This window comes from Verrucomicrobium sp. BvORR106 (assembly GCF_000739655.1).
GTDB lineage: Bacteria > Verrucomicrobiota > Verrucomicrobiia > Verrucomicrobiales > Verrucomicrobiaceae > Verrucomicrobium.
This window is the reverse complement of sequence record NZ_BATR01000164.1, coordinates 111,264-135,261: the sequence shown is the minus strand read 5'-3', so window position 1 is coordinate 135,261 and position 23,998 is coordinate 111,264. Positions and strand designations below refer to the sequence as shown.

At 60.8% G+C, this 23,998-nt stretch carries 18 protein-coding genes; 9 read left to right on the top strand and 9 right to left on the bottom strand.

From position 1 onward, the window contains the following. Positions 1–14 precede the first annotated feature (14 nt). Both BV106_RS29775 and BV106_RS29770 read left to right on the top strand, forming a co-directional pair. On the top strand, positions 15–1,070 hold the full coding sequence (locus tag BV106_RS29775) for a nitronate monooxygenase (RefSeq protein WP_038170917.1): 1,056 nt from the start codon (positions 15–17) through the stop codon (positions 1,068–1,070). A 33-nt stretch (positions 1,071–1,103) separates the two neighbouring features. Then, on the top strand, positions 1,104–1,469 hold the full coding sequence (locus BV106_RS29770; RefSeq protein ID WP_038170915.1) for a cupin: 366 nt from the start codon (positions 1,104–1,106) through the stop codon (positions 1,467–1,469). Between the two features lie 20 nt (positions 1,470–1,489). Here BV106_RS29770 and BV106_RS29765 read toward each other — a convergent pair whose 3' ends face one another. Both BV106_RS29765 and BV106_RS29760 read right to left on the bottom strand, forming a co-directional pair. After that, positions 1,490–2,755 (bottom strand): O-antigen ligase family protein, encoded by a 1,266-nt coding sequence (locus BV106_RS29765; protein WP_038170913.1) that lies wholly within the window; start codon positions 2,753–2,755, stop codon positions 1,490–1,492. Positions 2,756–3,038: 283 nt separating this feature from the next. Continuing rightward, positions 3,039–4,481 (bottom strand): sulfatase, encoded by a 1,443-nt coding sequence (locus BV106_RS29760; RefSeq protein WP_038170910.1) that lies wholly within the window; start codon positions 4,479–4,481, stop codon positions 3,039–3,041. Between the two features lie 329 nt (positions 4,482–4,810). On the opposite strand from BV106_RS29760, the gene BV106_RS29755 reads away from it, so the two are divergent. From BV106_RS29755 to BV106_RS29745, 3 genes are all read left to right on the top strand, one after another. Continuing rightward, positions 4,811–5,959, top strand: a complete 1,149-nt coding sequence (locus tag BV106_RS29755; RefSeq protein ID WP_051946488.1) for a putative zinc-binding metallopeptidase — start codon at positions 4,811–4,813, stop codon at positions 5,957–5,959. 257 nt (positions 5,960–6,216) lie between these two features. Further along, positions 6,217–7,923, top strand: a complete 1,707-nt coding sequence (locus BV106_RS29750) for a hypothetical protein (RefSeq protein ID WP_265596210.1) — start codon at positions 6,217–6,219, stop codon at positions 7,921–7,923. Positions 7,924–8,041: 118 nt separating this feature from the next. After that, on the top strand, positions 8,042–9,799 hold the full coding sequence (locus BV106_RS29745; protein WP_038170905.1) for a hypothetical protein: 1,758 nt from the start codon (positions 8,042–8,044) through the stop codon (positions 9,797–9,799). On the opposite strand, the gene BV106_RS29740 is transcribed toward BV106_RS29745, so the two are convergent. The 7 genes from BV106_RS29740 to BV106_RS29710 form a co-directional block, all read right to left on the bottom strand. Next, the gene (locus BV106_RS29740) at positions 9,796–10,542 is read right to left on the bottom strand and encodes a methyltransferase domain-containing protein (RefSeq protein ID WP_265596209.1); all 747 of its coding nucleotides are present in this window, start codon (positions 10,540–10,542) and stop codon (positions 9,796–9,798) included. The two genes, BV106_RS29745 and BV106_RS29740, sit on opposite strands and share 4 nt — an antisense overlap. A gap of 9 nt (positions 10,543–10,551) precedes the next feature. After that, positions 10,552–11,178, bottom strand: coding sequence for a hypothetical protein (locus BV106_RS29735; RefSeq protein WP_265596208.1), 627 nt, complete (start codon positions 11,176–11,178; stop codon positions 10,552–10,554). Positions 11,179–11,183: 5 nt separating this feature from the next. Further along, positions 11,184–11,945, bottom strand: coding sequence for a glycosyltransferase family 2 protein (locus tag BV106_RS29730; protein WP_038170901.1), 762 nt, complete (start codon positions 11,943–11,945; stop codon positions 11,184–11,186). A 201-nt stretch (positions 11,946–12,146) separates the two neighbouring features. Then, a complete protein-coding gene (locus BV106_RS29725) occupies positions 12,147–13,055 on the bottom strand; it encodes a hypothetical protein (RefSeq protein WP_038170899.1) in 909 nt (302 codons plus the stop codon). A 166-nt stretch (positions 13,056–13,221) separates the two neighbouring features. Further along, complete coding sequence (locus BV106_RS29720) at positions 13,222–14,070, bottom strand: squalene/phytoene synthase family protein (protein WP_038170898.1); 849 nt, start codon at positions 14,068–14,070, stop codon at positions 13,222–13,224. Then, entirely contained in the window at positions 14,067–14,999 is a 933-nt protein-coding gene (locus BV106_RS29715) for a hypothetical protein (RefSeq protein ID WP_038170896.1), read from the bottom strand. Before BV106_RS29715 ends, BV106_RS29720 begins: the two co-directional genes overlap by 4 nt. Before the next feature lie 84 nt (positions 15,000–15,083). Beyond that, a complete protein-coding gene (locus BV106_RS29710) occupies positions 15,084–18,866 on the bottom strand; it encodes an ABC transporter permease (protein ID WP_038170894.1) in 3,783 nt (1,260 codons plus the stop codon). A gap of 256 nt (positions 18,867–19,122) precedes the next feature. On the opposite strand from BV106_RS29710, the gene ftsH reads away from it, so the two are divergent. From ftsH to BV106_RS29685, 4 genes are all read left to right on the top strand, one after another. Next, positions 19,123–21,228 carry an ATP-dependent zinc metalloprotease FtsH gene (gene ftsH, locus BV106_RS29705; RefSeq protein WP_038170892.1) on the top strand — a complete coding sequence of 702 codons (2,106 nt, stop codon included), beginning with the start codon at positions 19,123–19,125 and terminating at the stop codon, positions 21,226–21,228. A 518-nt stretch (positions 21,229–21,746) separates the two neighbouring features. Continuing rightward, positions 21,747–22,457, top strand: coding sequence for an RNA-binding protein (locus tag BV106_RS37685; protein WP_081892428.1), 711 nt, complete (start codon positions 21,747–21,749; stop codon positions 22,455–22,457). Between the two features lie 119 nt (positions 22,458–22,576). Beyond that, the gene (gene miaA / locus BV106_RS29690) at positions 22,577–23,473 is read left to right on the top strand and encodes a tRNA (adenosine(37)-N6)-dimethylallyltransferase MiaA (RefSeq protein WP_038170888.1); all 897 of its coding nucleotides are present in this window, start codon (positions 22,577–22,579) and stop codon (positions 23,471–23,473) included. 150 nt (positions 23,474–23,623) lie between these two features. Then, on the top strand, positions 23,624–23,959 hold the full coding sequence (locus tag BV106_RS29685; protein ID WP_038170886.1) for a hypothetical protein: 336 nt from the start codon (positions 23,624–23,626) through the stop codon (positions 23,957–23,959). Positions 23,960–23,998 lie beyond the last annotated feature (39 nt).

Sequence of the window (23,998 nt, the reverse complement as noted above, 5' to 3'; positions counted from 1 at the left end):
TAGACCTCTCGAGTATGTCCACTGCCGCATTCCGCGAACTGCTGGGAACCCAGCTTCCTGTCATCCAGGCTCCCATGGCCGGTGCCCAGGGGAGTGAGATGGCCATCGCTGTATGCAACGCCGGGGCTTTGGGGTCGCTTCCCTGTGCCTTGCTCAGCCCTGAGGCCATGCGCGCGGAGTTGAAGAAGATCTGCGAGGGCACTGCCCAGCCTTACAATGTGAACTTTTTCGCGCACCGCCGGCCTGTGTTTGATGAATTCCGGGAAACGGCCTGGCGTGCGCTGTTGCGGCGTTATTTCCATGAGCTCGGGCTGGCGGAGCCTGCGGTACGTCGGGAAGGGGAGCGGGAGCCCTTTGGCGAAGCGCAGCTTGAAGTGCTTTCCCAATTCCGTCCTCGCGTGGTCAGTTTTCATTTTGGTCTTCCAGAGCCAGCATTGCTTGAAGGCGTGCGGAAGCTGGGTGCCAGGGTGATCAGTTCTGCGACGACGGTGGACGAAGCCCGCTGGCTTGAGCAGCAGGGAGTGGATGGCATCATTGCCCAAGGGCTGGAAGCAGGAGGTCACCGCGGGCACTTCCTTTCCCATGACCTCACCCTCCAGATGGGCACCTTTGCGCTGCTGCCTCAGATCGTGAGTGCGGTGAGGGTCCCGGTGATCGCAGCGGGCGGCGTTGTGGATGCCCGGGGAGTAAAGGCGGCGCTGGATCTGGGGGCTGCCGCCGTGCAATCGGGCACCGCCTATCTTCTCTGTCCTGAGGCGCGCATCAGTGCCCAGCACCGTCAGGCATTGACCGGCCCAGGGGCCCGGCACACGGCGTTGACGAATCTCTTCACAGGCCGTCCGGCCCGCAGCATTGTGAACCGGATCATGAGCGAACTGGGGCCTCTCCATGCCTCTGTGCCCGAGTTTCCCCTGGCTGGCAACACCCTGGCTCCTCTGCGGGCAGAGGGGAGCCGACTGGGGGTGAGTGACTTTTCACCCCTGTGGGCGGGGCAGAATGCCTCCGTCTGCCAGAGCGTCTCCGCCGCTGAGGTCACACTGGCACTGGCCGCCGGGGCGATTCTGGATTGATCCGTCGAGTGTTAAAACTTTATCCTTCATCCCATGGCGCACCTGATCTCTCATCCTACCCGCATCGAAGCCGTCGGCCACCCTCCCAAGATCATCGAGGAGTATGTCGGCCATGTGAATACCGGAACCGCGGCGGTCAGCATCGCCCGCATGGTCAGTCCCCAGGGCTGGAGCGAGCCCGGTCAGACCCCCGAGTTCGATGAATACACAGTCGTCTTGAAGGGCACCCTTCAGGTGGAAACGCGCGCTGGCATCCTGCATGTGTCCGCAGGGCAGGGGATTGTTGTCAACGCGGGTGAGTGGATCCGCTACAGCAGTCCCGGGCCGGAGGGGGCGGAGTACATCGCTGTCTGTCTGCCCGCATTCTCCCCAGCCACGGTGCACCGGGACGGGGACTGAGATAGATTCATCAGGCAGCGTTACCCCTTTTGATCCAGACGAACCCTCACCGGCACGGGCACCGCTTCATCCACCAGTGAGGAGACTGCCATGGGCATGGTCTGACGGTACTCTTCACGGCGTCGGTTTCTCTCCAGAGTGGTGGCCATGGCGCTGGATACGGCCAGAGGGAAGAGGATCAAGACCGGCTCAATGCGGGTGATGGTCATCACGCGAAAGGGCATGGTGCCATCGCACAGGAGGCCTACCATGCCGAAGGCCAGCAGCCCCAGCCAGACCGCGTCGCCAGACCGCCACCAGACCGACCACGCCCGCTCCAGGCCCAGCCCCAGTACGGCGAAGAGCCAGACCGCTCCCAGGAGCCCGCTGTGGTAGAATGTGGAGGCATACATGCTGTGAGCATGGAAGGCGAGGGAGCCCGCCTCCTCCGGAGGGAGGGATTCGGGAGTCCAAAGGCCGTGTCCAAGAAACACGTGGGCCGGCTCCACCATCCGCTTGCTGATGGCGCTGTAGATGGCCATCCGGCCGGAGTCACCCCGTTTGACGAGATCCACCACGGGGCCGAGGGGGCCCGTGCTGGCTCCTACCAAACCCGTGCCGTAGAGCATGGTTACCAAGACGAGGGGGGCTGCCAGGAGCCAGCGCTTGTATTTGGGACCAGTGAGGACCATCACCAGAGTGCCGGCCGCCGTTGCGATCATGGCGCTGCGGCTGGCGGAATAGAAGACTCCGGCCATGAGAATGACCGAGGTGCCCCACCAAACCCAGAAGCCCGCGCTAGTCTCCGCACGGCGGGCCAGACCCAGGGACAGCACGCCAGCGAATCCGCAGGACAGCCCGGTGAGCACGGGGTTTAACCCGTCCGAGTACACCAGCACGTTCTTGAAGCGCTCGATGGGGAAGACCGCCTGACGGATGCCATAGTGCACGATGAAGCTCACAAGCGTGGCGGCAGCGGCCACAACGACCACCGTCTTCAGCATGCGGGAGAGCCGGAACTTGCGTCTGGCGATGGCCAGCGTCGGGATGGCAAAAAACGCCGCCAGCAGCACCAGGTTCGCAAGAGCGGCCATGACCTGCCATCGGTCTGGTAGGGGATCATCCAGCATGAGGATGGAGGTCACCAGCATGACCACGGCTCCCCCCAGCACCACGGCAGGAAGGGGCTGGGAGACCAGGATGTGGCCCACCCGCTTCCGGTAGGAAACCAGGAGCGGAACCACCCCAAGCACTGCTAACCAGGCAATCTGTAGCTCTCCGTAACGGAAAACGAAGAATCCGGCCATGAATCCTACCAGCGCCAACCAGAGGAAAAAAGAGCGATGCTGACGCAACCACAACCGCAAAGGGGTCCAGAAAGGAGGTGGGAACGACATCATGCTGAGGGGGAAGACGCCGGGCTCATGGTAGCAAAATTTGTGCCTCGTCTGGAGCAACAGGCAAGGTGGCGAAAGTGTCGCTTTCGTTACCCGTGGGGCTTCAGACGAGGATTGACGGATGGGTGATCCCGGCGAGCTCCAAGCGCAGGTGGCCGAAATGATGGCGGTTTCGACCTGCCGCCCCTGGAGCCTACTCCGGCCAGTTCTCCTCGATCATCCCGTGCATTTCCGCCCTGGCTTCGGCGAGGCCGGGATCATTGGCGAGATTGCGCGTCTGCAGGGGATCTGCCGCCATGTCATACAGTTGCACGCCATCCGCCCCGTTTTTGCCCCACTCGATGTAGCGGTACATGAAGGTGCGCACGGCGTATCCGGTCATCTTGCCCCGGCGCACTTCGGTAAAGGCCGCTGGCTTGACGGAGACGGCAGTGCCTTCCAGCAGAGGAGTGAGGCTCTTGCCATCCAGATAGTCGGGCGCTTGAAGCGCGAACAGATCCGCGAGGGTGGGATAGAGATCGAGCAGTTCGGTGGGGGTCTCAACTGACGTGCCATTGCGGGCCGCGCCCGGTGCGGAGATGATGAAGGGGACCCTCGCCGATTGCTCAAAGAGGCTCTGCTTCTGCCACATGCCGTATTCACCAAGGTGATAACCATGGTCGCTCGCAAACACGATGACCGTGTTCTTGGCCAGCCCCAGCTTCTCCACGGCATCCAGCAGTCGTCCGACTTGGGCATCCATGTAGCTGGTGGCGGCATAGTACGCCTGGATGGCCTCTTTGCGCTGTTGGTCGGTCATCTCCTCCTCATTCTTCTTCGTGGTGATGGCGGGTTTGGGAGTTTGTTCCGCGAACCCGGCGGGAGTGGAGGGCAGGGGAATCTGGTCGAGAGGATACAGGTCGAAGTATTTCTTCGGTGCCACATAGGGCGTATGGGGCCGGTAGAATCCTACGGCCAGGAAGAAGGGCTTGTCCTTGTGCGCCTCCAGAAGTTTGATGCCTTCCGCAGCACCGATCCCGTCCGCATGTTCTCCCCGGTCATTGGCGACGGAGAGCCAGCTCAAGGTGCCGCCGAAGCGTCCGGGGCCTTTGGCATTGGGAGGCGCGATGGTGTGGATCTCATCTTCCACCTCCTTGTCCACGCCCTTGGGGTTGATGACTTGCTGCCAGGATGGTGGATCGTCCAATCCACTGGTGCCGATCTCACCCGGCACACCGTAGTGGAACAGTTTGCCCACTCTCGCGGTGAAGAAGCCGGCGTTCTTGAACAACTGCGGCAGGGTCACCGTGTCGGGAACCTTGTCACGAAAATGGGGATGTGCGTTGGGTTCATCCGTATCCGCCCTTCTTCCAGGATTGGTGAGGACTCCGGTGGCGGTGGGCTTGCGTCCGGTGAGCAGGGAGGTGCGACTTGGGCTGCACAGCGGATACTGGCAGTAGGTGGTCTCGAACCGGACCCCCTGCTTGGCCAGCCGGTCAATATTCGGAGATTTCACCAAAGGGTGTCCATAGCATCCCAGCGAAGTGTTCAGATCGTCCGCCATGATGAGCAGCACATTGCGCGGCTTGTCAGCCGCCGCCGCGGCAGCGGCCGTTACCGCACAAACTAGGAAGACAAGCGAAGCAGAAAATTTCATCCGCCCGAGAACGAAACCATTGACGGAATCTTGCTGTTTTGGTTTACCAGTTGGAGATTCCATAGTGGTCTTGAAAGTGAAGTGAAACTGGTCCAGTCGATCCTTGTCTATGTCCTTTTAAACCTGCGGCCAACTCAGCCGTCGAAGGATCAGGTCTGATAGGGGCCGCGGGTGTGCCTCGTGCGATTTTCCTGCTCGGAGGCGCGAGGGAAGTGCATTCCGCATGTTTGTTGCTCTGAACGACAGCCTGCCTCATCGCACAATCGCTTCATGCTGAGCCTTCGAAATAGGGTGAGTGCTCTTGGTATGCCCTGTGCCCATGGGCTGGCATGCTTTTCTTCAACCTTCCCAAGCGCCCTGCAGCGGTTCCCTCCACGTGCGAGTGTGGTACCATCGTCTTTTTTGAAAACACCGCCTGTGTCGGATGCGGGCGCTTGTTGGGATATGTTCCGGAGACGGGGCGGATCCATTCGTTCACCCAGGATGCTTCTTCAGGAAACTACCGCAGCGGCGATCCTGCGCTGAAACAGCGGCACTACCGCGCCTGTGAGCATCGCGGTGGTGTTCTCGGCTGTAACTGGATGATCCCTACCGGAGAGCCGGTCAACCAATGCCAATCCTGCTTGCTGACCCGAACCTACCCAGACATCAACATTCCCGGCAATGATGCCAAGTGGGCCCAGGCGGAGGCCGCCAAGCGGCGGGTGGCTTCGCAGTTGCAGCGGTTGGGCATCCCTCTGGTGTCTCAGTTGCTGGCACCGGAAGGTGTGTGTTTTGATTTTCTGCAGACCCCACCTGGGGATGCGCCCGTCATCACTGGGCATGAGAATGGCGTCATCACCCTGAACGTGGATGAAGCCGACGCCGCTTCTCGCGAACTGGTCAGGCAGCAGTTGGGGGAGGAGTTTCGTACTCTGGCCGGACACATGCGCCATGAACTGGCTCACTACTACTGGGATCTGCTGGCATCCGACCCCGCGTGGCTGCCTGCGTTCCGGGAGCGCTTCGGAGACGAGCAAGTGGATTATGGTGACAGTCTCACCCAGTACTATGGGGGAGGGGCGAGGCTCGATTGGAACCAGAACTGCATCACCCCCTATGCATCAGCGCACCCGTGGGAGGACTGGGCGGAGACCTTTGCTCACTTCCTGCACCTGCATGAGGGTGTGCATGTGGCGCGCACCTATGGGTTGGAAGGCGGACAGCTGCCGTTCGCGATTCAGAAGTTTGATTTGAAGGTCCTGGGATCGCGGGTGCCCAAGCGTGAGGCGCGACTCTTCCTGGAAGACATCAACGCTTGGGTGAAACTCAGTCTCCTGACCAACGAGATGTCCCGTGCACTGGGGCATCCCAACTCTTACCCCTTCGTCCTCAACGGACCAGTGGTGGAGAAATTGTGGTTTGTCCGACAGAGCATTCCTGCGATTGCTGGGCACTTGAATGCAGCGAGCCGGGTGACTTGGTCGGAGGCAGCTTGACTGATTGCCTGGCAGGCGAAGACGTCTGAGAGGTCACCTTGCTGGCAAGGCAGCGCGGATTGTGCTGAATAGCGTTTGACGACAGGGGCCGTCGTCGCTCATTTGCGGTCGTTTCTTGCATGAAGCTGACACGCTCTCTCACCCTAGGAAGATTTACCCCCGGGGAGTTTCTCCGCCGGGTTGTGTTGTGTCTTGGGTTGGCGATGCTGTCCGGTGCCGGAGCATTGCAAGCCCAGGTATATCGTGGGGGTACCCAGGTGGGGCCCTCCTTCGATGACATCCCGGTCATCATCTACCGCATGGTCATCCTGGAAAGCCGCCGGCCTCTCGTCGAGCATGGCGCGCAGTTTTCTGAAGCGGAATTTTCAGCCAAGTTGCAACAGTGGCGATCAAGCGCCGCTGCTGACGTGGTGGTGGACAAGGGGTTCATCCTTCCAGAAGGAGCGCAGGCCATCGATCCCAATTTCAGCGGGGCCGGCGGCCGGGCCATCATGATGGGGACCCAGGACAACCGTTCTCCTGGCCCCTCCATGCGGATCAAGTCTGCCCGTACTGCTGATGGATTCCATTCCGAAGTGAAGCTCAGCGTTTGGGCGATGGCGGGGCATTCGCTAAAGGACAGCCTGACCACCTTGGAAAATCCTGCCATGGTGACCGGGGCCGCGCCGGTGAGCAGCCAGGGGCCAAAGGTCGGGGATGTGGCGTGCCAGCAGAGCCCAGAAGTGACGCACGCTTGGGACAGCGCCCTTCGGACGGTCACGGCTCTGGTTTGTCAGTCCGGCGCAGGATCGGGCCGCTATTGCACAGTGTTCCTGAATCCGATCTCTTCGCGCCCTTCCTGGATCGACCAGCCGGGACTGCCCAAGCAGTACAAGTCCGCCGATTTGCGGATGGTGGGAGGCGCGGTGCCCTCCAGCACTTTCTGGAGTCACATCAAAAACACCCGGCCCGACATCATTCGTCCCAAGGTGATGGGTGGCGGGATTCTCGAACTTTTCTGGAGCGATGCCGAGTGGCAGACCTTCACTGACATGACCAAGCAGACGGGGACTGCATGGGCCAACCTACCCGATGCACGGCTTTCGAAGGAAAAACCTTCGATCAAGCTGAACTCTCCCCAGATGAACGTCAGCATCTCTCTGGCCAGCGAACTGCCTTCGCAAGGCTATCTGCTGAAGCTGGACTGCCCCACCATGACATCCGAGGCAGGGGAAACGAAGATCACGGGGGACCAGTTTGGCGTTTCGCTTCCGGCGTTGTGCGAATCGCATCAAAATCGTTGGACGGTTTTCGCACGGGTGGCGGGGAGTGTCACTTATCTGCTGGCGTTCCGGCCTCATTTTGAAGAGGCCGCCAATGTCGAGCCTTCCCGGGCCGTCGCGGTACCGGATACCGTGCCAGGCGCGATGGCAACCGCTCCTGTGGGCTCCGCGCCCACGCCTGCTCCTGCACCAGCCCCAACAGCGTTGCCTGAACCAAAAGGCCCCCCGTCGCTCCCGGATGCTCCTCCAATGGCCCCGGTCCCGGCGGCCCAGGCGCTCCAACTCTATGCCGGCGAGTGGCAGGGGACGATCTATGGGCGCCCCAACGCCCGGATGCGCCTCAGCTGCATGTGGGATGAGAAGCGCCAGGAGTTGACCCGTGATACCAAGATCGACATGGAGCCCGGTTACTCCCGGCCCATCTTGAATACCACCGTCCTAACGCGTGATCCCGTGACCGGGGTGTTCAAGTCCCGCATGGTGCCCACCAACAAGATTCCTCCAGCGGTGGCTGATGGTGAATGGGATGCCGTCAAGCGCACCTTCACCTGGACATCGGTCGACAAGCGCACGGGCAGCCGCATGGTTACCACCGCGATGTTCCCGCTAGAGGGCATCATGGAATGGCGTCAGGTCCTCATCCACTCCAATGGCGAGGAAGCGATCAATGAAGGTGGACGCAGCGTGCGAGTGCAGCGCTAAACGCCCTTCAGTTGCGATGGAGAGGTGATCCACACAGGTCTGGGAGGCCACAGCTTTGCGTTTGACGACGCGAGCCGGAACCCGTTCTGTGTTGAAAGTAGCTTATCCATAAATTTCCATGATTTCTGCGCGTCGTGTTTCCTCCTTCCATCGCTGGCCGGTCTTAAAACGTGAAATCATCGCCGCCGTCTTGGGGGGGCTAAATGGCCTGGCACTGGCATCCGCAACGGCGGCTCCGGCAGGTGCCCCATCCTATGACGATGTCCCGGTCTTGGTCTGCCGACTTGTAGTCGTGGAGAGCAGTTCCCAGCTCGTGGAGAAGGGGACCCAGTTGAGCGAATCCGCCTTCAACCAGGAACTGGAACGGTGGCGCACCTCGAGAAGTGGTGAGGTGATTGTGGACGAAGGATTTTTGATGCCGGTGGGCGCCGGTACGGTGAGTCCCCATTTTGATTCTTCCGGCGGGCAGGTGGTGGCGACGCCAGGCGGACCAGGAGTGCGGGAGCCGGGGCTGACCCTAAGAATGGTGGCCCAGGCGCATGGAGCGAAGTTTCAATTCGCCGCTGCAATCGGTGCTTTGAGTCCAGCCGGGAAGTCGCTGAAGGAGGGGTTGACGCTCACCCGTCTGCTCCGCGCTCCCATGGAAGGGCGTACCGCAGGCGTTTTGGCCGGCCTGCAAGGCACTCAGGCAGGCAAAGAACTGGAGTACCAATGGGAGGCAGGGTTGCAACAAGCCACTGCGGTGGCTGGGCATCTGCTGCCGGGTGCGGGGGCGCGGTTGCACCACTCTGTTTTCATCCTCCCGATTGCCAGTCGTCCTTCGCTGGTGGCCCAACCGGGGCAGCCCGTTCGTTTCCAGGGCGGCAGTCTCCAGTTGGTAGAGGGGCGTGTGCCGAGTTCGCTCTTCTGGCGAGTGGTGAATCATGTGCGTCCAGATCTGGCTCGCCCGCCGGCATATGCGGGTCGGGTGCTGGATCTCTACTGGCCGGATGAGAAGTGGGGCCTCCTTGTCAAAACGATGCAGGAAGCCGGAGGTTCCTTTTCGGCTCTGCCGACGCTGCCCCTGGCCGCAACTTCAGAACCCCAGCGGGTGGTGGGGAACGCCATGGTCGTCCGGTGGAAGTGGCAGATGCCGCTGCCCAGTGCGACCTTCACCGTGGATATCGAAGACCCGCTGTCTGACGGAGCTTCCAGTGTTGAGCCCCTCATTCGCCACTGCGAATCGCATCAAGGCCGCTGGATCCTGTTTGCCCGGCCTATTGGTGAAGAGACAAGGCTGATGGCCTTCCGTGCCACGTTTACGGGTGGAGACCCGGTGCCAGTGAAAGCTCTGGCAGTGACAGAGGAGACGATCGCAAAGGCCGTGCCCTCGCCAGCGAAGACTACCGTCGCGGTTCCGGTGTCACCATCTGGGACTGCTGCGGCGACCAGGGCGACAGCTCAGGCGCCTTTGGATCTGTATGCCGGGGAATGGTCCGGCACCATCAATGGTCAGGCCAACTCTCGCGTGAAAATGATCTGCAATTGGAACTCGGCCCGCACCCAGTTGATGCGTGACAGCAGTGTCACCCTTGATCCCGCGACCCAGTCCCCGGTGTACAGCTCCATGATCATGAAGTTCGATGAACTGACCGGGAAGTTTCACTCCCAGATCGTGGCGAAGGACACTGACACACCCAGTGTGGCCGAGGGGACCTATGACCCGGCGACCAAGACCTTCATCTGGACCGCTGCCAACGATCTCACCGGATACACCATGGTGACCCGGGCAGTGTTTCCCCGGGACGGAGTCATGGACTGGACGCAATCTGTGCTGGACCGCGAGGGGAACCAGGTCAGCCAGGGGGGCGGGAAGAACATTCGCCAGCGGCGTTAGGCCAAGTTGCTTTCCAGCGAGGTCCCTCGTCCGAAGATCAGCAGGTGATTGTTGAACGGGGTGCCCTCGTTGAGGGGGCGCGCCGTGATCAGCTGCAATCCGGCTCCATTCAGCATCGTCTCCAGAGCCCCTTGCTCTGGATAGGAGACGGGAGGGGATTTCATGAGTTTCAGACGGTTCATGAGCCGGTCCGTCATGAGGGTGACGCGGTAGCGCCAGTTCTCCGCCTTTAGGCCGGTGCGAATCACGAGCCGCCCACCGGGGGCGACGTGGCGGGCTGCGGAAGTGAGCAGGGATGCCTGGGCGTCTGGGGGCAGATAGTGGAGCACATCCAGGAGGCAGACGTGACCAGAGATATCTGGCCAGGGATCACGGGCGTCTCCCTGATGGAAAACAGGGGGATTCGACAGGGCTTCTGCGGCCTTTCGTGCTGCCGCGATCTTTTGGGGATCAAAGTCCAGCCCATGCAGCGGGCCGAGGACGCCTTGCTCCAGGAGGTAGAAACAGAGCAGCCCGGTGCCGCAGCCTACATCCAGCACGGGCAGGGATGAGCCTGCCAGCAATCCGCCAACCCCCTGGTAGAGGGGGTCCATCTGCACCTTCCAGTAGGCGAAGTGGCGGTCAAACGGCTTGCCGTACCGGCCCGAGATGGTGCGGGCGACCAACTTCAACGGCTGCGCATCCATCCGCCTCGCCACGTGGGTGGGAGGCGCTGGGGCAGGTGCTGGAGGAAGCGGGGTCAAACAGGGAGGTTACAGCACGTCGGTACCATAGCTGGTTGCCGCCGGGGACTTGAGTCGTGACCGAAGGGCGCTGTCATCCAGGGCGCGGTCAATTACGTCCTGTAGAGCACGAGACATCAGCTCGCGCAGCACCGGGACCGGGGAGCCGCTCCCGGGCATGTAGGCACCCAGTTCACGCTCGCCAGCATAGACGCGGCTGAAGAGCACCTGGCCACCGCCGGACCGGACCACGTTCACGCGAATCTTAACATAAGCTGCCGGCCTGACGACCTGGTCGCAGCGAAGTTCGAGGATCTCACCCGTGATCATGTACGGTGCTGTGGTGTGGGAGACCAGCATCTTCCGGGCGCTCAAGCCGTGCGCGAAGGCGTTCCGAACCAGTTCTGCCACAGGCACGTTGGCCATGATGTTCTCGATCGGCGTGCCGATGGGAGTCTTGACCGTTCCCAAGTAGTAGGGGTGATCGTTGCGCAAATCGGCAAAACGGCCGGCGGCGACACGGCGGGGGCCCACGGGACCCTGGCTCAGTCCTGGCTGATAGTCCAGGCTGACTGGGGTCGAGGAGCAGGAGGCAAGAATCAGCGCCATACCAGCGCCCAGGCAGAGTCTAAGCAGCGTCGCGGGAGGTCTTCTCATGGGAACTAGTTACTACGGAGCTTCCTTCCAAGCAACTTTGGAAGTCTTAACAGAAAGCCAAAGAAGAGCCGGGCGAACATCCAGGTGAGCAGCACGTTGTCCCGATAGTAGTTGAAATGGGACACGCCGCCTTCGGCTTTGGTAAAGTATCGACAGGGGGCGGGGACGTTTAGCGGGGGATGTCCCTTCCAGATCAGCCGCATGGCAACTTCGGGATCGAAGTCAAAGCGGCGCGCCCAGCGGGTTCTCTGCATCACCTGCTTCAGCGGGGCTGCCGGATAAACGCGAAACCCGAAGAGGCAGTCACCCAGGTCTGACAGGGTTTCCAGTCTGGCCCACCAGTTGGCAATCCGTCTTCCCCGAAGCCGGATGAGTGGGGCGCTGCTGTCGAATTGAGGCAAACCCAGTACGACCGCTTCCGGTTTGCTCAGGGAGGCCTCCATGAACTTTCTGATGGAACCGGAGGCATGCTGGCCGTCGGCATCCATGGTCAGCACGTGGGTGTATCCCGCGTTCACCGCTTCACTGGTACCCAAGAGCACGGCGGATCCCTTGCCGGAGTTCACTGGCATTTTGAGGATCCTGAGATCGCCTTCATGCTGGGGCAGGAGGGCTTCCACCGCTTTCTCGCTGCCATCGGTGCTGCCATCGACCACCACCCATACTGGGGCCCATTCTTCCAAGGCTCCCTTCACCGTCTCCACGAGCTTGGAGCCCGTGTTGAAGGAGGGAATCAGGAGAAGGTGCGTACGGGAGCGTTCTGGCATCGCGCTTGTCTTAGCAGGCATGTAGCGCCGTGCAAAGGTTTGCTTGTTTGAGAGCCTGATTGGATAAAAGCCCGTGAATCACGGGCCTTTAAGCAGGGTCAATTTAGCACCTTTATGCCGCAATCTTGACGGGCGCGGGGAAGGCCAGAGGGCTCTTCCTCCACGCGCTCAGGTCAGTGCGGCAGTCGTGCAAGCCCTGTCTCAGGGCACTCGGAAAACCTTCTGGGTGGTGGGGTCCATCGCCAGCGATCCGCTGGAAAGGCCGGTCACGTCCAGCTCATTGTAGGGCGGGTAGGGGCTCTTCACGCGGCCCGGCTTGGCGGTCTTGGAGCCCACCAATGGGGCACCTGAAGCTGCCGGACTGGGAGTGGAGGGTTTGGAGGGAGCAGGAGGGGACGAGGCGGTGCTCGGCTCATCCGCAGGAGTTTCCTGCCGACGCGGTGGCGGTTCTGGCGTGCTATCAGGGCTGCTCACCGGCGAGTTGGAAGTCGTGGAGACAGGGGAATGGTTGTTGCTCGCGGGTTTCGAGGGCGTCTCGCTGGGCTTCGAAGTCGCAGGCTGATTATTTTTCTGGTTCGCCGTTTTGCTCATGGAGGGGGACGGCTCCTGCCGCCGGGTAGGGGGGTCTACGGGCTTTTGCCGCGTAGCGGGCGCTGGCTCCGTGGGCGGAGTTTCGTACGGGAGGTCCTGCTGGGTACGTGGGCCTGAGTTGGCGCCCTGGCGGTTTACGGGCGGATCGTACTCTTCATCCGGACTGACGTTCGCATTCGTGCGCGGGCGGGAGGCCGGGCGTTCGGGCTGGTCATAGGTCGGCCTTCCGTAGTCCCCGGAGTCACCAGGGATCGGAGGCGGGGCATCCAGGTTGAAGCGCCGGGGTTGCCGACCCTGCCCTTGAGGCGGGTAGGAACGGGAGGGCGGGTACTCGTTGTAGGCTGGGGGCGATTCATCGCGGTCCACCAATCCCTTGAAAAAATTGACGATGCGTGAGCCAAGCTTCTCAGGCGGCTGGGAAGGGTCGCGATCTGCCGCGAAGCCTTGGCTGACGGGGGTGATAAGCAGGGCCGCGGCCACAAAAAGGGGGCTGAAGCCGGGCTGGGTGGGCGTTTTCATGACGAAAAAAGGTGGTCCAAATCGACGGAGTTGCAAGTGCTTTGGAAATCCGAAGTTTCGGCCCGGGCATGGACTGGGCTGGGAAAACCTGGGAAGAGGGGATGGCTCTGACGAGGAAGCCGGATGAACTATTCACCGCGACGACAGATCCCACCGGGAGTCAGGCTCAGACCGCACGCATGAACCCCCGGGCCGTGTAGGCACCGAGGATGGCGAATTTACGCAGCTTGCTCAGACCAATGCGGCGACCAAAGACTTGGAAGCGGTGCTTGCGGATCTTCTGAAGGATCTCGCTGTACACCTGGGCCATCATTTCTGCGGCAAGCATGCGGTGACGATCCACTTCGGGAAGCAGTCTCTCTGCTTCCGCATAGTAGTGCATCGCCTTCTGGTACTGATGCTCCATGAGAGCCTCAAAGCTGGCAGGCGGACGTCCTTCCAGAATCTGGCGTTCCGTGACGTGAAAGCGCCTCAGGTCCTCCAGAGGCAGGTAGATGCGGCCATTGCGGGCGTCCTCGCCGACATCGCGGATGATGTTGGTGAGTTGCAGGGCATAACCGAGGGCCACAGCGTAATCCTTGCAGGCAGGGTTCGTGTAGCCAAAAATCTCGATGCTAACCAGGCCCACCACGCAGGCGACCTTGTAGCAGTAGGCCAGGACCTCCTCATGGGTTTCATAGAACCGGTGGTCCAGATCGCTGGCCACACCGTCAATGATCTCCGCCATCATGGCGCGATCGATGGGATAGCGCTTGGGAAGTTCTGCGATCTCGCTCTGCAGATCGTCAGCGCGGGGGAATCCGTGCAGGAGCCCGTCCCGCCATTCCTGAAGCATCTGCCGCCGGGTTTCCACGCTGGCAATGTCCTCGTCTCCGATGTCGTCCACCACGCGGCAGAAGGCGTAGAAGGTCATCATGTCCCGCTTCCGGGCTCGCGACAGCGTGGACAGGGCGAACGCGAGGTTCGACTTGCTGCGTCGTGCGATCTGGTTGGTGACGGACTCGCCAGGGGTCATGCTTCTTCGAGGGAAACGGGAGCATCATCAACATACCCACCCCACAAGAGAAGCAAGGCAGCGCTGACGAAAAGCCACAAATGGATGGTGGCGATGAGGACCCCTTCCATAAAGAACTTTGCCATAGGCCAGTTTACCAGCAATTGGTCAGGAAGAACCCCTAAACAAAAGTGGAGGAGTGCCAGGATGGGAAGGGCGGTGATGGCGAACGACGCAAGCAGCCCTCCCCGCTGCAACCACCAGTGGAGGGTCAGCTCTCCCACGGCCAGGACACTGCCCCGCAGGGTGGCGATAGCCAGGGGGAGAGGGGCGAGGAAGAGCAGGTACTCCGGCAGGAGCCAGTGTTTGGCAAAGTTCCACTCCGGTCCTGGCTGCTTTTGGATCCACCACCAGGGCCACTGACAGGCGGCCAGCAGGATCACATTCGGCCAACGGACCAGCGTTTGACGGAGGGAGAGACCTTCTTCAGTGAAGATGTTGCGGGTATTGATCAGGTAGCAGCCGAACCAAACCTGAGTGAAGGCGCAGATCAGGGCCAGCAGGGTGGCATCTGCCCAGTGACCGGGCCAGAGGGAGGGGAATGCCAGCACGCGGTGAAAGAGAAGGCCGAACTGCTGCCACCCGCTGATCAGCCCATCCACAAAGACCTCCGGCCAGGGGGCCATCTCCAGGGACATCCGTTCGGCGGCATTTCCCTGGGCTCCCTCGATGACGGCAGCTTTCTCTGCCAGCCGATGGTCCCAGTAGCGGCTAAAAGTGAGGCTTGCGGTGAGCCACAGCACCGGGGCCGGGTGCCTGCCCAGCCAGTTCAGCGCCTGGCGGAACACCTTCGCGAGCGGGTGAAGCAAAAGATGCAGACCCAGGCAGAGCGCGAAACCGCCCAGCCAGAGAAAGGGAATGGCATCCTGATAAGGTGACAACGAAGGCATCTGTCAGCCCGAGGAAATACAGAAGGAACCTGGGGTTGTCACTGACAAGCTGCAAAATGCCTCGCTTCCTGCGAAGCTGCATTTCTACACCCTGGATAGCTGATGACGGAGGGAGATGTCCAGCACGGCGATCACCATCACGAGCGTGACCACCATGACGATGAAGTTCATCCACAGCGTGGGTACCCGCAGTTCCTGCCACCAGGGCTTCGCCTTGCGGACGTTGTTGGCCGTGCTTGCGGCTGCGCTGCTCACCCGGGATTCGCCGAGGCTGGTAGGTGCTCCCGCCCTTGCTTCATCCTCAGCTGCCGGAGCCGGGGTCGATGGCTCGAAGAGGGGGTAGGTCTTGATCGTGCCAAAGAAGACGTTGGGACTGGCGGTGCGGCGGTAGTCCTCACGCTCCATCTCTGCCTTGGTCACCAGGTCCAGGACCTTGCGGTTCACATAGATTTCTTCCGCGCTGACGCCTTTTTTCAGCTTCATGTCGTCGGGGGAGAGGTGCCCCCTTGCCACGCTTTCCTGAATGCGGCTCAGCCGGCTGCTGACTCCAGAGGCGTCCACATCCTGCAACCCGGAGACGACAGCGAGAGCCTGTTTGGTCAGGTCCAGATCCGCCCGCTGCTCCTCGGTCATGGGAATGTGCCGGGGCAAGTTGATCAGGCCCTGGATGCGGTCCTCCAGCATGGACTGGGCTCGGCTGAGGGGATTGAGCCGGGCCTGGGAGATGATCACACTCTCATAGGACCAGCGCAGGGGCATGATCTGGCAGATCAGCGGGACCTTGAGCTTGCTGGCCTCCGTCGTGTCCTTGTCCTCGCCCTTGGCCGACCACTGGCGGATGGAGTACACGAAGTCCAGGTTGCGGTTCATTTCCTCATACTTGATCAGCGCCCCGCCGAGAATGATCTGGGGGATGAGCAGCAGAGGGATGATGTTGAGCGCTGTGCGGATGTCATGCACGAGGGTGGAGACAAGCAGCCCCAGGCAGACCCCGGTGAGGGAGGTCATGAACATCCAGAACAAATGGACGACAAACATCTCCCGCAGTTCCAGCACGGCATTGCCGATGAGCAGGTAGATGACGCACTGGATGAGGGAGAAGGTCGAGAGCGAGAGGATCTTCCCGATGATGTAGTACCGCACCCTCAGGTTGTGATTTCGTTCCCGGTTCAGCATGGGCCGGTCGCGGATGATTTCGTCCGCACTGTTTGTGAGACCCAGGAACATGGCCACCACCAAGGTAAGGAACAGGTAGGTGGGAATGTGGAAGGCGCTGGCAAAGGTGTAGGCGTCATCCTCCGAGTAGCGCAGCACCATGGAGATGAGGAAAGCCAGCAAGGGGGCCTCCAGAAGGGTCGTCAGGAGGTTCGCCCGGTTCCGCAGCTTGCTCAGGAACGCGCGCTTGACCATGGTGGCGAAGAGGATGGACTCCTCCCGCATGGTGAGCCGGGGTGGCTTGGGCAGTTTGCGCTGTTGAGAAAGCGATTCCCCGCGGGACTCCTCCCGTCGGGCGTTTTCCCGTCGCGTCTCCGACTGCGACATGCTGCTCATCAGCACGTGTGTCTGGTACCGGTCGCGCCAGAAGTTGGGCGGGAACCGCCGTGCCGCCATCAAGTGGCCGTCGCTAGTGCGCTCGTGGATGATGTCGCCGCTGATATCGCGCAGGGGTGTCTCCAGCACGTCGAACACCAAGTCCGGAGTGACCATGTCAGGCATGGGCACGTTGGCGGCGTTCTCCTCCTGGGGGGCGGTCTCTTCGCAGTAGGCTTGCCAGAAATACTCCAGCATGCCCTGCGGGGTGCCGAAGTAGGCCATCTTCCCGCCTTTGTCGAGCAGCAGCGCCTTGTCGAACATCTGCAGGAGCTTCATGCTCGGCTGGTGGATGGAAGCCAGCACGATCTTGTTTCGCGCCAAGGAGCGGATGAGGTCCAGGACGTGCTCGGAGTCCTTCGATGACAGGCCGGATGTCGGCTCATCGAACAAGTACACATCCGCGATGCCGATCATATCCAGGCCCGCATTGAGCCGCTTGCGTTCGCCACCGCTCAGGAACTTCTGTTGGGGCGTTCCTGCCAGCCGCCCTCGCATTTCGTTGAGGCCCAGTTCAACGAGCTTGGCGTCGACACGCTTCCGGCGCTCGTCACCAGGCAGGTGCGGGCAGCGCACAGCGACGGAGAAGTCGAGATTTTCCTGAACCTTGAGCAGCGAGTCAAAGGCGTCCTCCTGCGGAATGTAGGCGACGTAGGGGCAGAGGTTGTCCAGGCTTCCATAGAGCGGGAAGCCATTCATCTGGATGTCGCCGAAGCGGGGGCGCAACTGGCCTCCGATGGTGCGGAGCAGGGTGCTCTTGCCGCAGCCGCTGGGGCCCATGACGCAGATCATCTCCCCGCGTCGGGCTGTGAGGCTGATGCTGTCCAGCGCTGTGTCCCGCTGGTCGAAGCGGTGCCCCACTTCACGCAGTTCCACCTGCCGGATGATGTTGCGCTCTTCTTCAATGATGCGGTCGGCGAAGTGGCAGCGCAGGTACTGCCCCTCCCCGAGCGTCAGAGTGTCTCCGTCATTGAGGATGGCCCGGTCCTTGATGGGAATGTTCCCCACCAGGATGGGCCGGTCGGCGCGTAGCACTTCCAGTTCACCAGTCTTGTCCTCGTAGTTGCAGATGATCTTGAGCAGGATCTCGCCGTCGCCGTCCTGAGAGAGGAGGATGTCCCCTTCGTCCAGCAGATCCGGGTTGTTGGAAACGAGGTAGGTGTTGCGGCTGCCCTCAAGACGGAACTGCTCGCCAAACTCCCGGGCGCGGCGGCGCAGTTCCTGGAGGGAGATCTCCAGCTCGCCCTTGGCGATGATCTTGTCCTCGATCGAGGCCTCGATGATGGTGCCTTCGCGCAGGCGCTTGCCATTGATTTTCGCGTCGGTGTCACGCAGCGCCTCAATGGTGACGCCCAGGCCGAAGCTGATGCGTAGGTTCGTGCCCCGGCTGCGTGTCTGGGCGATTTCAGCGCTGCCCTCATCGGTGAGGGTCAGGTACAGCTGGGTGCCCGTGAGGTTTTTCTTGGCGTTGAAGTAGCCAATCAGGTCTGCGTAGTCGAGGGAGACGTCATCCAGAACCACCCGCTCGCCCTGATAGAGGCGGGAGAAATCCCCCGGCCGCAGGGTGCGGCTTCGTACGAGCACGGGCGTGGCTCCGACATTCTTGATCAGGAGCAGGTTCTGATAGCGGAAGGCGGCCACGGAGCAGTCCTCCCCCAGGGAGCGCAGGAGCACGTCACACGGCTCATGGGCGGCGATCCGGAGCATCTCCAGGGGCTGGCCGCCCTTGCTCCGGAATTCCCCGTCATCCGCAGGTTTGTCTTCGGCATTGAGCTGGTAAACAATGTCGATGGCCTGGGCGGCAATGCCCAGATTGGTCATGAACAGGTAGAACTCCACCAGCTGCTGGCGGGAGTTTTCTGAGCGGGAAATGAGCAGGTAGAGCTGGACGCCCAGCAGAATCTTCTGCTCGACGGTCAAGCTGCGGCTGAGGTCACGGGCCCGGGCGCTGAGATCCTGCGGTTTCTGCAGTGCCTCGAAGTAGATGCGGCGCAGCTCAGAGTAGATGGCCTCCGGGTAGTCATACCGCATGAAGCCCAGGCTGGAGTCGATCTCCTCCTCCATCACGGAGCCGTCGATCTTCGAGAAACCGGCGAAGACTTCCATGAGCACGGGCAACATGGTGTTGCCCGCCGAGTCCGGACTGCGGCCGGTAAATCGGGTCAGGAGGCGCTGCCACCAGGTTGTGCGTCCGCCTGCCAGCGGCGATATCGCCGGACGAGCCGGCCCTTTTTTGGGGCGCGGAGGAGGCGGCTGGGGCTCGGCGGAGGGCGACATGGGCAAGGGAGGCTCAAACTAGACATGGCATGAGGGCGCACACAAGGGCAAGTGCGTGCGCCCGGCTGCTTTTTGATGCAGAGAAAGATTCAGGGCTTGAACAATCTTGACAACACTGTCACTAAACCCTTGCTCAGCCCTCGTACCGTGCAATCGGGTGCGTCCGGGGGCTTAGTGTCAGCGTTCCAAAATTTAAGGGTTTCCACGACCTCTGATCGGTGTATCCTCTCTAAAGCCCTCTTTTTACTATTTCACTATGTTCGACGAAGAACAGAATCCCCAGCGCAACAACCGCAAGACGCCTGAGCCCCAGTTCAATTGGAAGGGCTTGGTGCTCCTCGGCGCATCCGCGCTTATCATCGCATGGGCCTTTTTCCTGAATCAGGACAAAAGTCTCGGCGGCGGCACCAAGTTGAACTTTGCTGAGTTCAAGCAGTTGTTGGAGAACGACCAGATCATCAGCACCAAGGAAAAACCGCTGCTCTTGATCACCAATCAAGGCACGGGCACGGAATACCTGAGTGGTGTGTACACCAAAGGGGTGCCGGTGGATGGCAAAACCAAGGTGCCGGATGCCAACTTCACCACGGAAGTCAATGTCGCTTTCCAGAAGGACGAGCTGCATCGCATGATCGACAAGGCCAATACGGAGCGTCTGGCCAATGCCGAGAAGGAAGGTATCGACAAGTCCAAGGTGGAGTCGATCGTCATCACTCCCAAGTACGAGACCAACTACACGGGGACCATCTTCTTCACCCTGCTGCCGATCCTCGTATTTGTCGGGCTGTTCCTCTTGATCCGCCAGCAGATGAAAATGGCTGGCCGTGGCGCGATGAGCTTTGGCAAGAGCCGGGCCCGTCTCCTCAGCCAGGACCGCAACAAGATCACCTTTAAGGATGTGGCCGGCGTGGAAGAGGCCAAGGAAGAAGTCTGGGAACTGGTGGAATTCCTCAAGGATCCCAAGAAGTTCCAGCGTCTGGGTGGCAAGATCCCCAAGGGCGTGCTCATGGTGGGCTCCCCCGGTACGGGCAAAACCTTGCTGGCCAAGGCAATCGCTGGTGAGGCGGACGTTCCCTTCTTTAGCATCAGCGGTTCCGACTTCGTGGAAATGTTTGTCGGCGTCGGTGCCAGCCGCGTGCGCGACATGTTTGAGCAGGGCAAGAAGAACGCCCCATGCCTCATCTTCATCGACGAAATCGATGCCGTGGGTCGTCACCGTGGCCACGGCCTCGGCGGTGGTCATGATGAGCGCGAGCAGACGCTGAACGCCATGCTGGTGGAGATGGATGGTTTCGACACCCAGGAGGGCGTCATCATCATTGCCGCTACGAACCGTCCTGACGTGCTGGATCCTGCCTTGCTTCGCCCTGGTCGCTTTGACCGTCAGGTCACGGTGAGCCTTCCAGACGTGAAGGGGCGTGAGGAAATCCTCCGCGTCCACGCCAAGCGCGTGAAGCTGAGCGAGAGCGCTGACTTGAGCAAGGTGGCCCGTGGTACTCCTGGGTTCTCCGGTGCAGAGCTTGCGAACATCATCAACGAGGCGGCTCTTCTGGCGGCTCGTAAGAACCTCAAGGCCATCGGTACCCCCGAGCTTGAAGAAGCCCGCGACAAGGTGCGTTGGGGCCGGGAACGTCGCAGTCTGGCGCTGAGCGAGAAGGAAAAGGAAAACACCGCCTACCATGAAGCGGGACACGCCATCCTGATCGAACTCCTGGAGCACACGGATCCCCTGCACAAGGTGACCATCATTCCCCGCGGCCCCTCCCTCGGCTCCACAATGTGGCTGCCGGAAGAGGACAAGTTCACTCACCGGAAGAGCGAGCTTCTGGACGATCTCGTTGTCGCCATGGGCGGACGCGTGGCAGAAGAAGTCCAGTTCGGCGATGTGACCAACGGAGCCATGGGCGACATCCGCCAGGCGACGAACATTGCCCGTAGCATGGTCTGTGCTTGGGGCATGAGTGAGAAGCTCGGCATGGTCGAGTACGGGGAAGGGGAGAGCGCAGTCTTCCTGGCCCGCGACCTCGGTCGCTCCCGGAACTACAGCGGCGCCACCGCCCAGAAGATCGACGAAGAAGTGAAGCGCCTGATCGACGAAGCCTATTCCAAGGCCAAGGACATCCTGCTTGCCCACAAGGACAAGCTGGACGCGATCGCTCACGCCTTGCTTGAGTTCGAGACGCTCGATGGCAGCCACATCAAGGAGATCATGGCAACCGGGAAGATCCAGAATCCGCCCCAGTCGCCCAAGCCTCCGACACCACCACCCGTATCTAAAGCCACTCCTGAACGGACCTCCAGCTCTGCTGAAGACGAGCAGGAAGGCGGCCTTCCCGGTGGTGTCATCGGTGTTCCTGCCTGATCGCTGACTTTTTGATCCATTAAAAAAGCGCCTGCATGCTCTCCAGCGTGCAGGCGTTTTTTGTTGGTTGTGGGGTGATTCTACGAAAGGGCGGGCTGTTACTGAGCTTGAAGGCGTTGCGAGACAAAAATTCGCCTCGGGAAAAACCCCTTGCGCCACTCCGTGCATCCCCGTACTGTCAAATCTATCAGTTCGTCAAAGCATGCCGCTTTGAGGCCCAGTCCTGGAAATGCTTCGCAAATGCGCTGTCCAAGCCCGCGAAAAGCACCTAACCGCCTCTCCTTCCAGTCATCCGTGACTCCGGAAGCTTCTTGTGCTGCCTTGACCCGCCACCGCGCATCTTCGGCGATGCCAGCCGTCTCCGCCGGTGGCCTGAACTGCATGCGAAGCCCCAGCCGCGCCGCACTTTCTCCGTTCGCTTCGGAAATAGCTGGATCTGCCGTTTTTGCGGATCCGTGCCGTGCCGCGCCTTGGTTCATGCTTCGCTCCGAAACCAGAGCAAACAAAATACCGTTCCGATGAGCGACTACAACAGCAATGGCTCCGGCCGCCCGAATGGGCGCCGTGGAGGCCGCCGCCACCGCAGTGGCAGCAACCGCCCTAACAGCAACCACAGCAGCAGCAGCAGCGATACCCGCGGAAACTTCCGCCCCAACCGCTCCAAGCCCCCTGAACCCACGGGATTCCAGAAGTTCCTTTCCGTGGTGACCTTCGGTCTGCTTGGCAAGCCCAAAGCGCCTGCCAAACCAGCCCCCCAGCCTAAAGCTCCCCGTGAGCTTGGACCGATCGCCCGCAGTGATCGTGAAGCTGCCAAAACCACCCGCCCGGAGTCCGCTCCTAAACCTGCCCGCCCTCCGCGCCAGACTCCGATCTCTTCGGAAGTCACGACTGAGCGTCTCTATGTGGGTAACCTGAGCTACGATGCCTCTGAGAGCGATCTCTTCGAGCTCTTCAACGGTTCCGGCCGTGTGAAGAATGCCGAAGTGGTGGTGAACAACCGTACTCAGCGTTCCAAGGGCTTTGCCTTCGTTACCATGATGAGCGTGGACGAGGCTAAAAAGGCCGTGGAAGACCTGAACGGCAAAGACTTCATGGGCCGCCCCCTCGTGGTGGGTGGTGCCAAGCCGATGTCTCCTCGTGATGACGAGGAGCCCCGGAGAGAGTCTTCGGAGGCCCCTGCCGAATCCGAGGCCTCCTCTGAGGAGCCCGGCCCAACGCTTGCTGCCTAAGCTTTCGTCGACCGAAAATTGACCTTCCCAACCGCCTGTCCGCTTCTTGTGGGCAGGCGGTTTTTTCTTGAGTCGGAGAGCTAAGCTACCACCTTGAAGGAGCTGCCCAGCCTCACTCTGTGTCCACGCATCCCGCCATCCCTCCGTTTTTCGTCGTCGGTCCCACCGGGTCGGGGAAGTCTGCGCTCGCGGTGGAGCTTGCGGAACGCTGGGGAGGGGAGGTGGTCAATGCGGACGCGTTTCAGCTCTACAAAGGGCTTGATATCTGCACCGCGAAACCCTCGCCAGAGGAGCGGGCACGAGTGCCTCATCATCTCTATGATGTGCTGGCTCTAACGGAAGTCGGGGACGCGGCCTTCTATGCTGAGCTGGCCAAGCAGGTGATCGACGAGATCGCTTCCCGAGGCAAGGTGCCGATTGTGGTGGGAGGAAGCGGCTTGTACGTCAAAGCGCTGACGCATGGATTGAGCCCTTTGCCTTCTGATGCTGGTTTGCGAAGCAAGCTGGAGCACTTGACCGCGAGGGAGCGGGTGGCTTGGTTGTTGATGAGGGATCCGCACGCTGCCACCACCGTGAATCTGAAGAACGATCGGTACGTGACTCGAGCACTGGAGATCTGTCTGCTGACTGGCCAGCCGCAGTCTGAATTGCGATCCGCCTGGAAGATGCATGAACCCGACTATCGGGGAGCAAGGCTCCAATGGCCCAAAGAGGTGCTGCACATTCGGATCAATCAGCGGGTCCTGAACATGGTGAAGGCTGGCCTTGTTGAAGAGGTCGCTGCGGCGGGAGACCTTTCCGGAACCGCGGACAAAGCCATTGGCGTGAATGAGGTTCGCCGCCATCTGGCTGGGGAGTTGTCTGAAATAGAGATGATCGAGGCCATCCAGCTCGCCACCCGCCAGTACGCCCGGCGCCAGGAGAAGTGGTTCCGTCGGGAAAAAGGGTTCGAGGTGTTGGAGATGGAGGAGGGGCAGCGGGATTGGCCTGAAATTCAGTTGCCGGGAATTGATTGATTGATGACCAGATTAAGCTGCTGCCGGACAGGGAAAGGTGTTTCCATTTTCTTGAAGAGTTGAATTGACCCTCACCAGGTTCACATTCGGAACAGCCTCCTCGCCTCGCCCGCTTTGCTCCCAGAACCTCCCTTTCACCCGACCCACACGATGCTGATCGGGAACATCTTCTCGAACGTGGGGCGTGCCCTACACGAGGGAGTCGTATACTACACCCTCGCTTCACATCACGTGTATTATTCCCACTGGGGGACGACTCAAATCGAGCACACTCAAGAAGAAGTCGAGGCGATCATTGCGGCTGTAGAGCGGGTAAGGAGCAAGTGGCCGTATTTCATCGTGCCCGTTTATCCTCCCAAACCCAAGCCGGAAGTGTTGGACCAACCTGTCTGGGTGATTGACTCCACGGTTATCAGGCAAGAGTTAGAGGTCGATGGTGCTGTGTTCCGTGAAATCGAAGCCGTTGCCGAAGGACTGAGCAAGTAACTGGCCTGCTAGAAGAGAGGGGACAGTGGAAGATCAGAC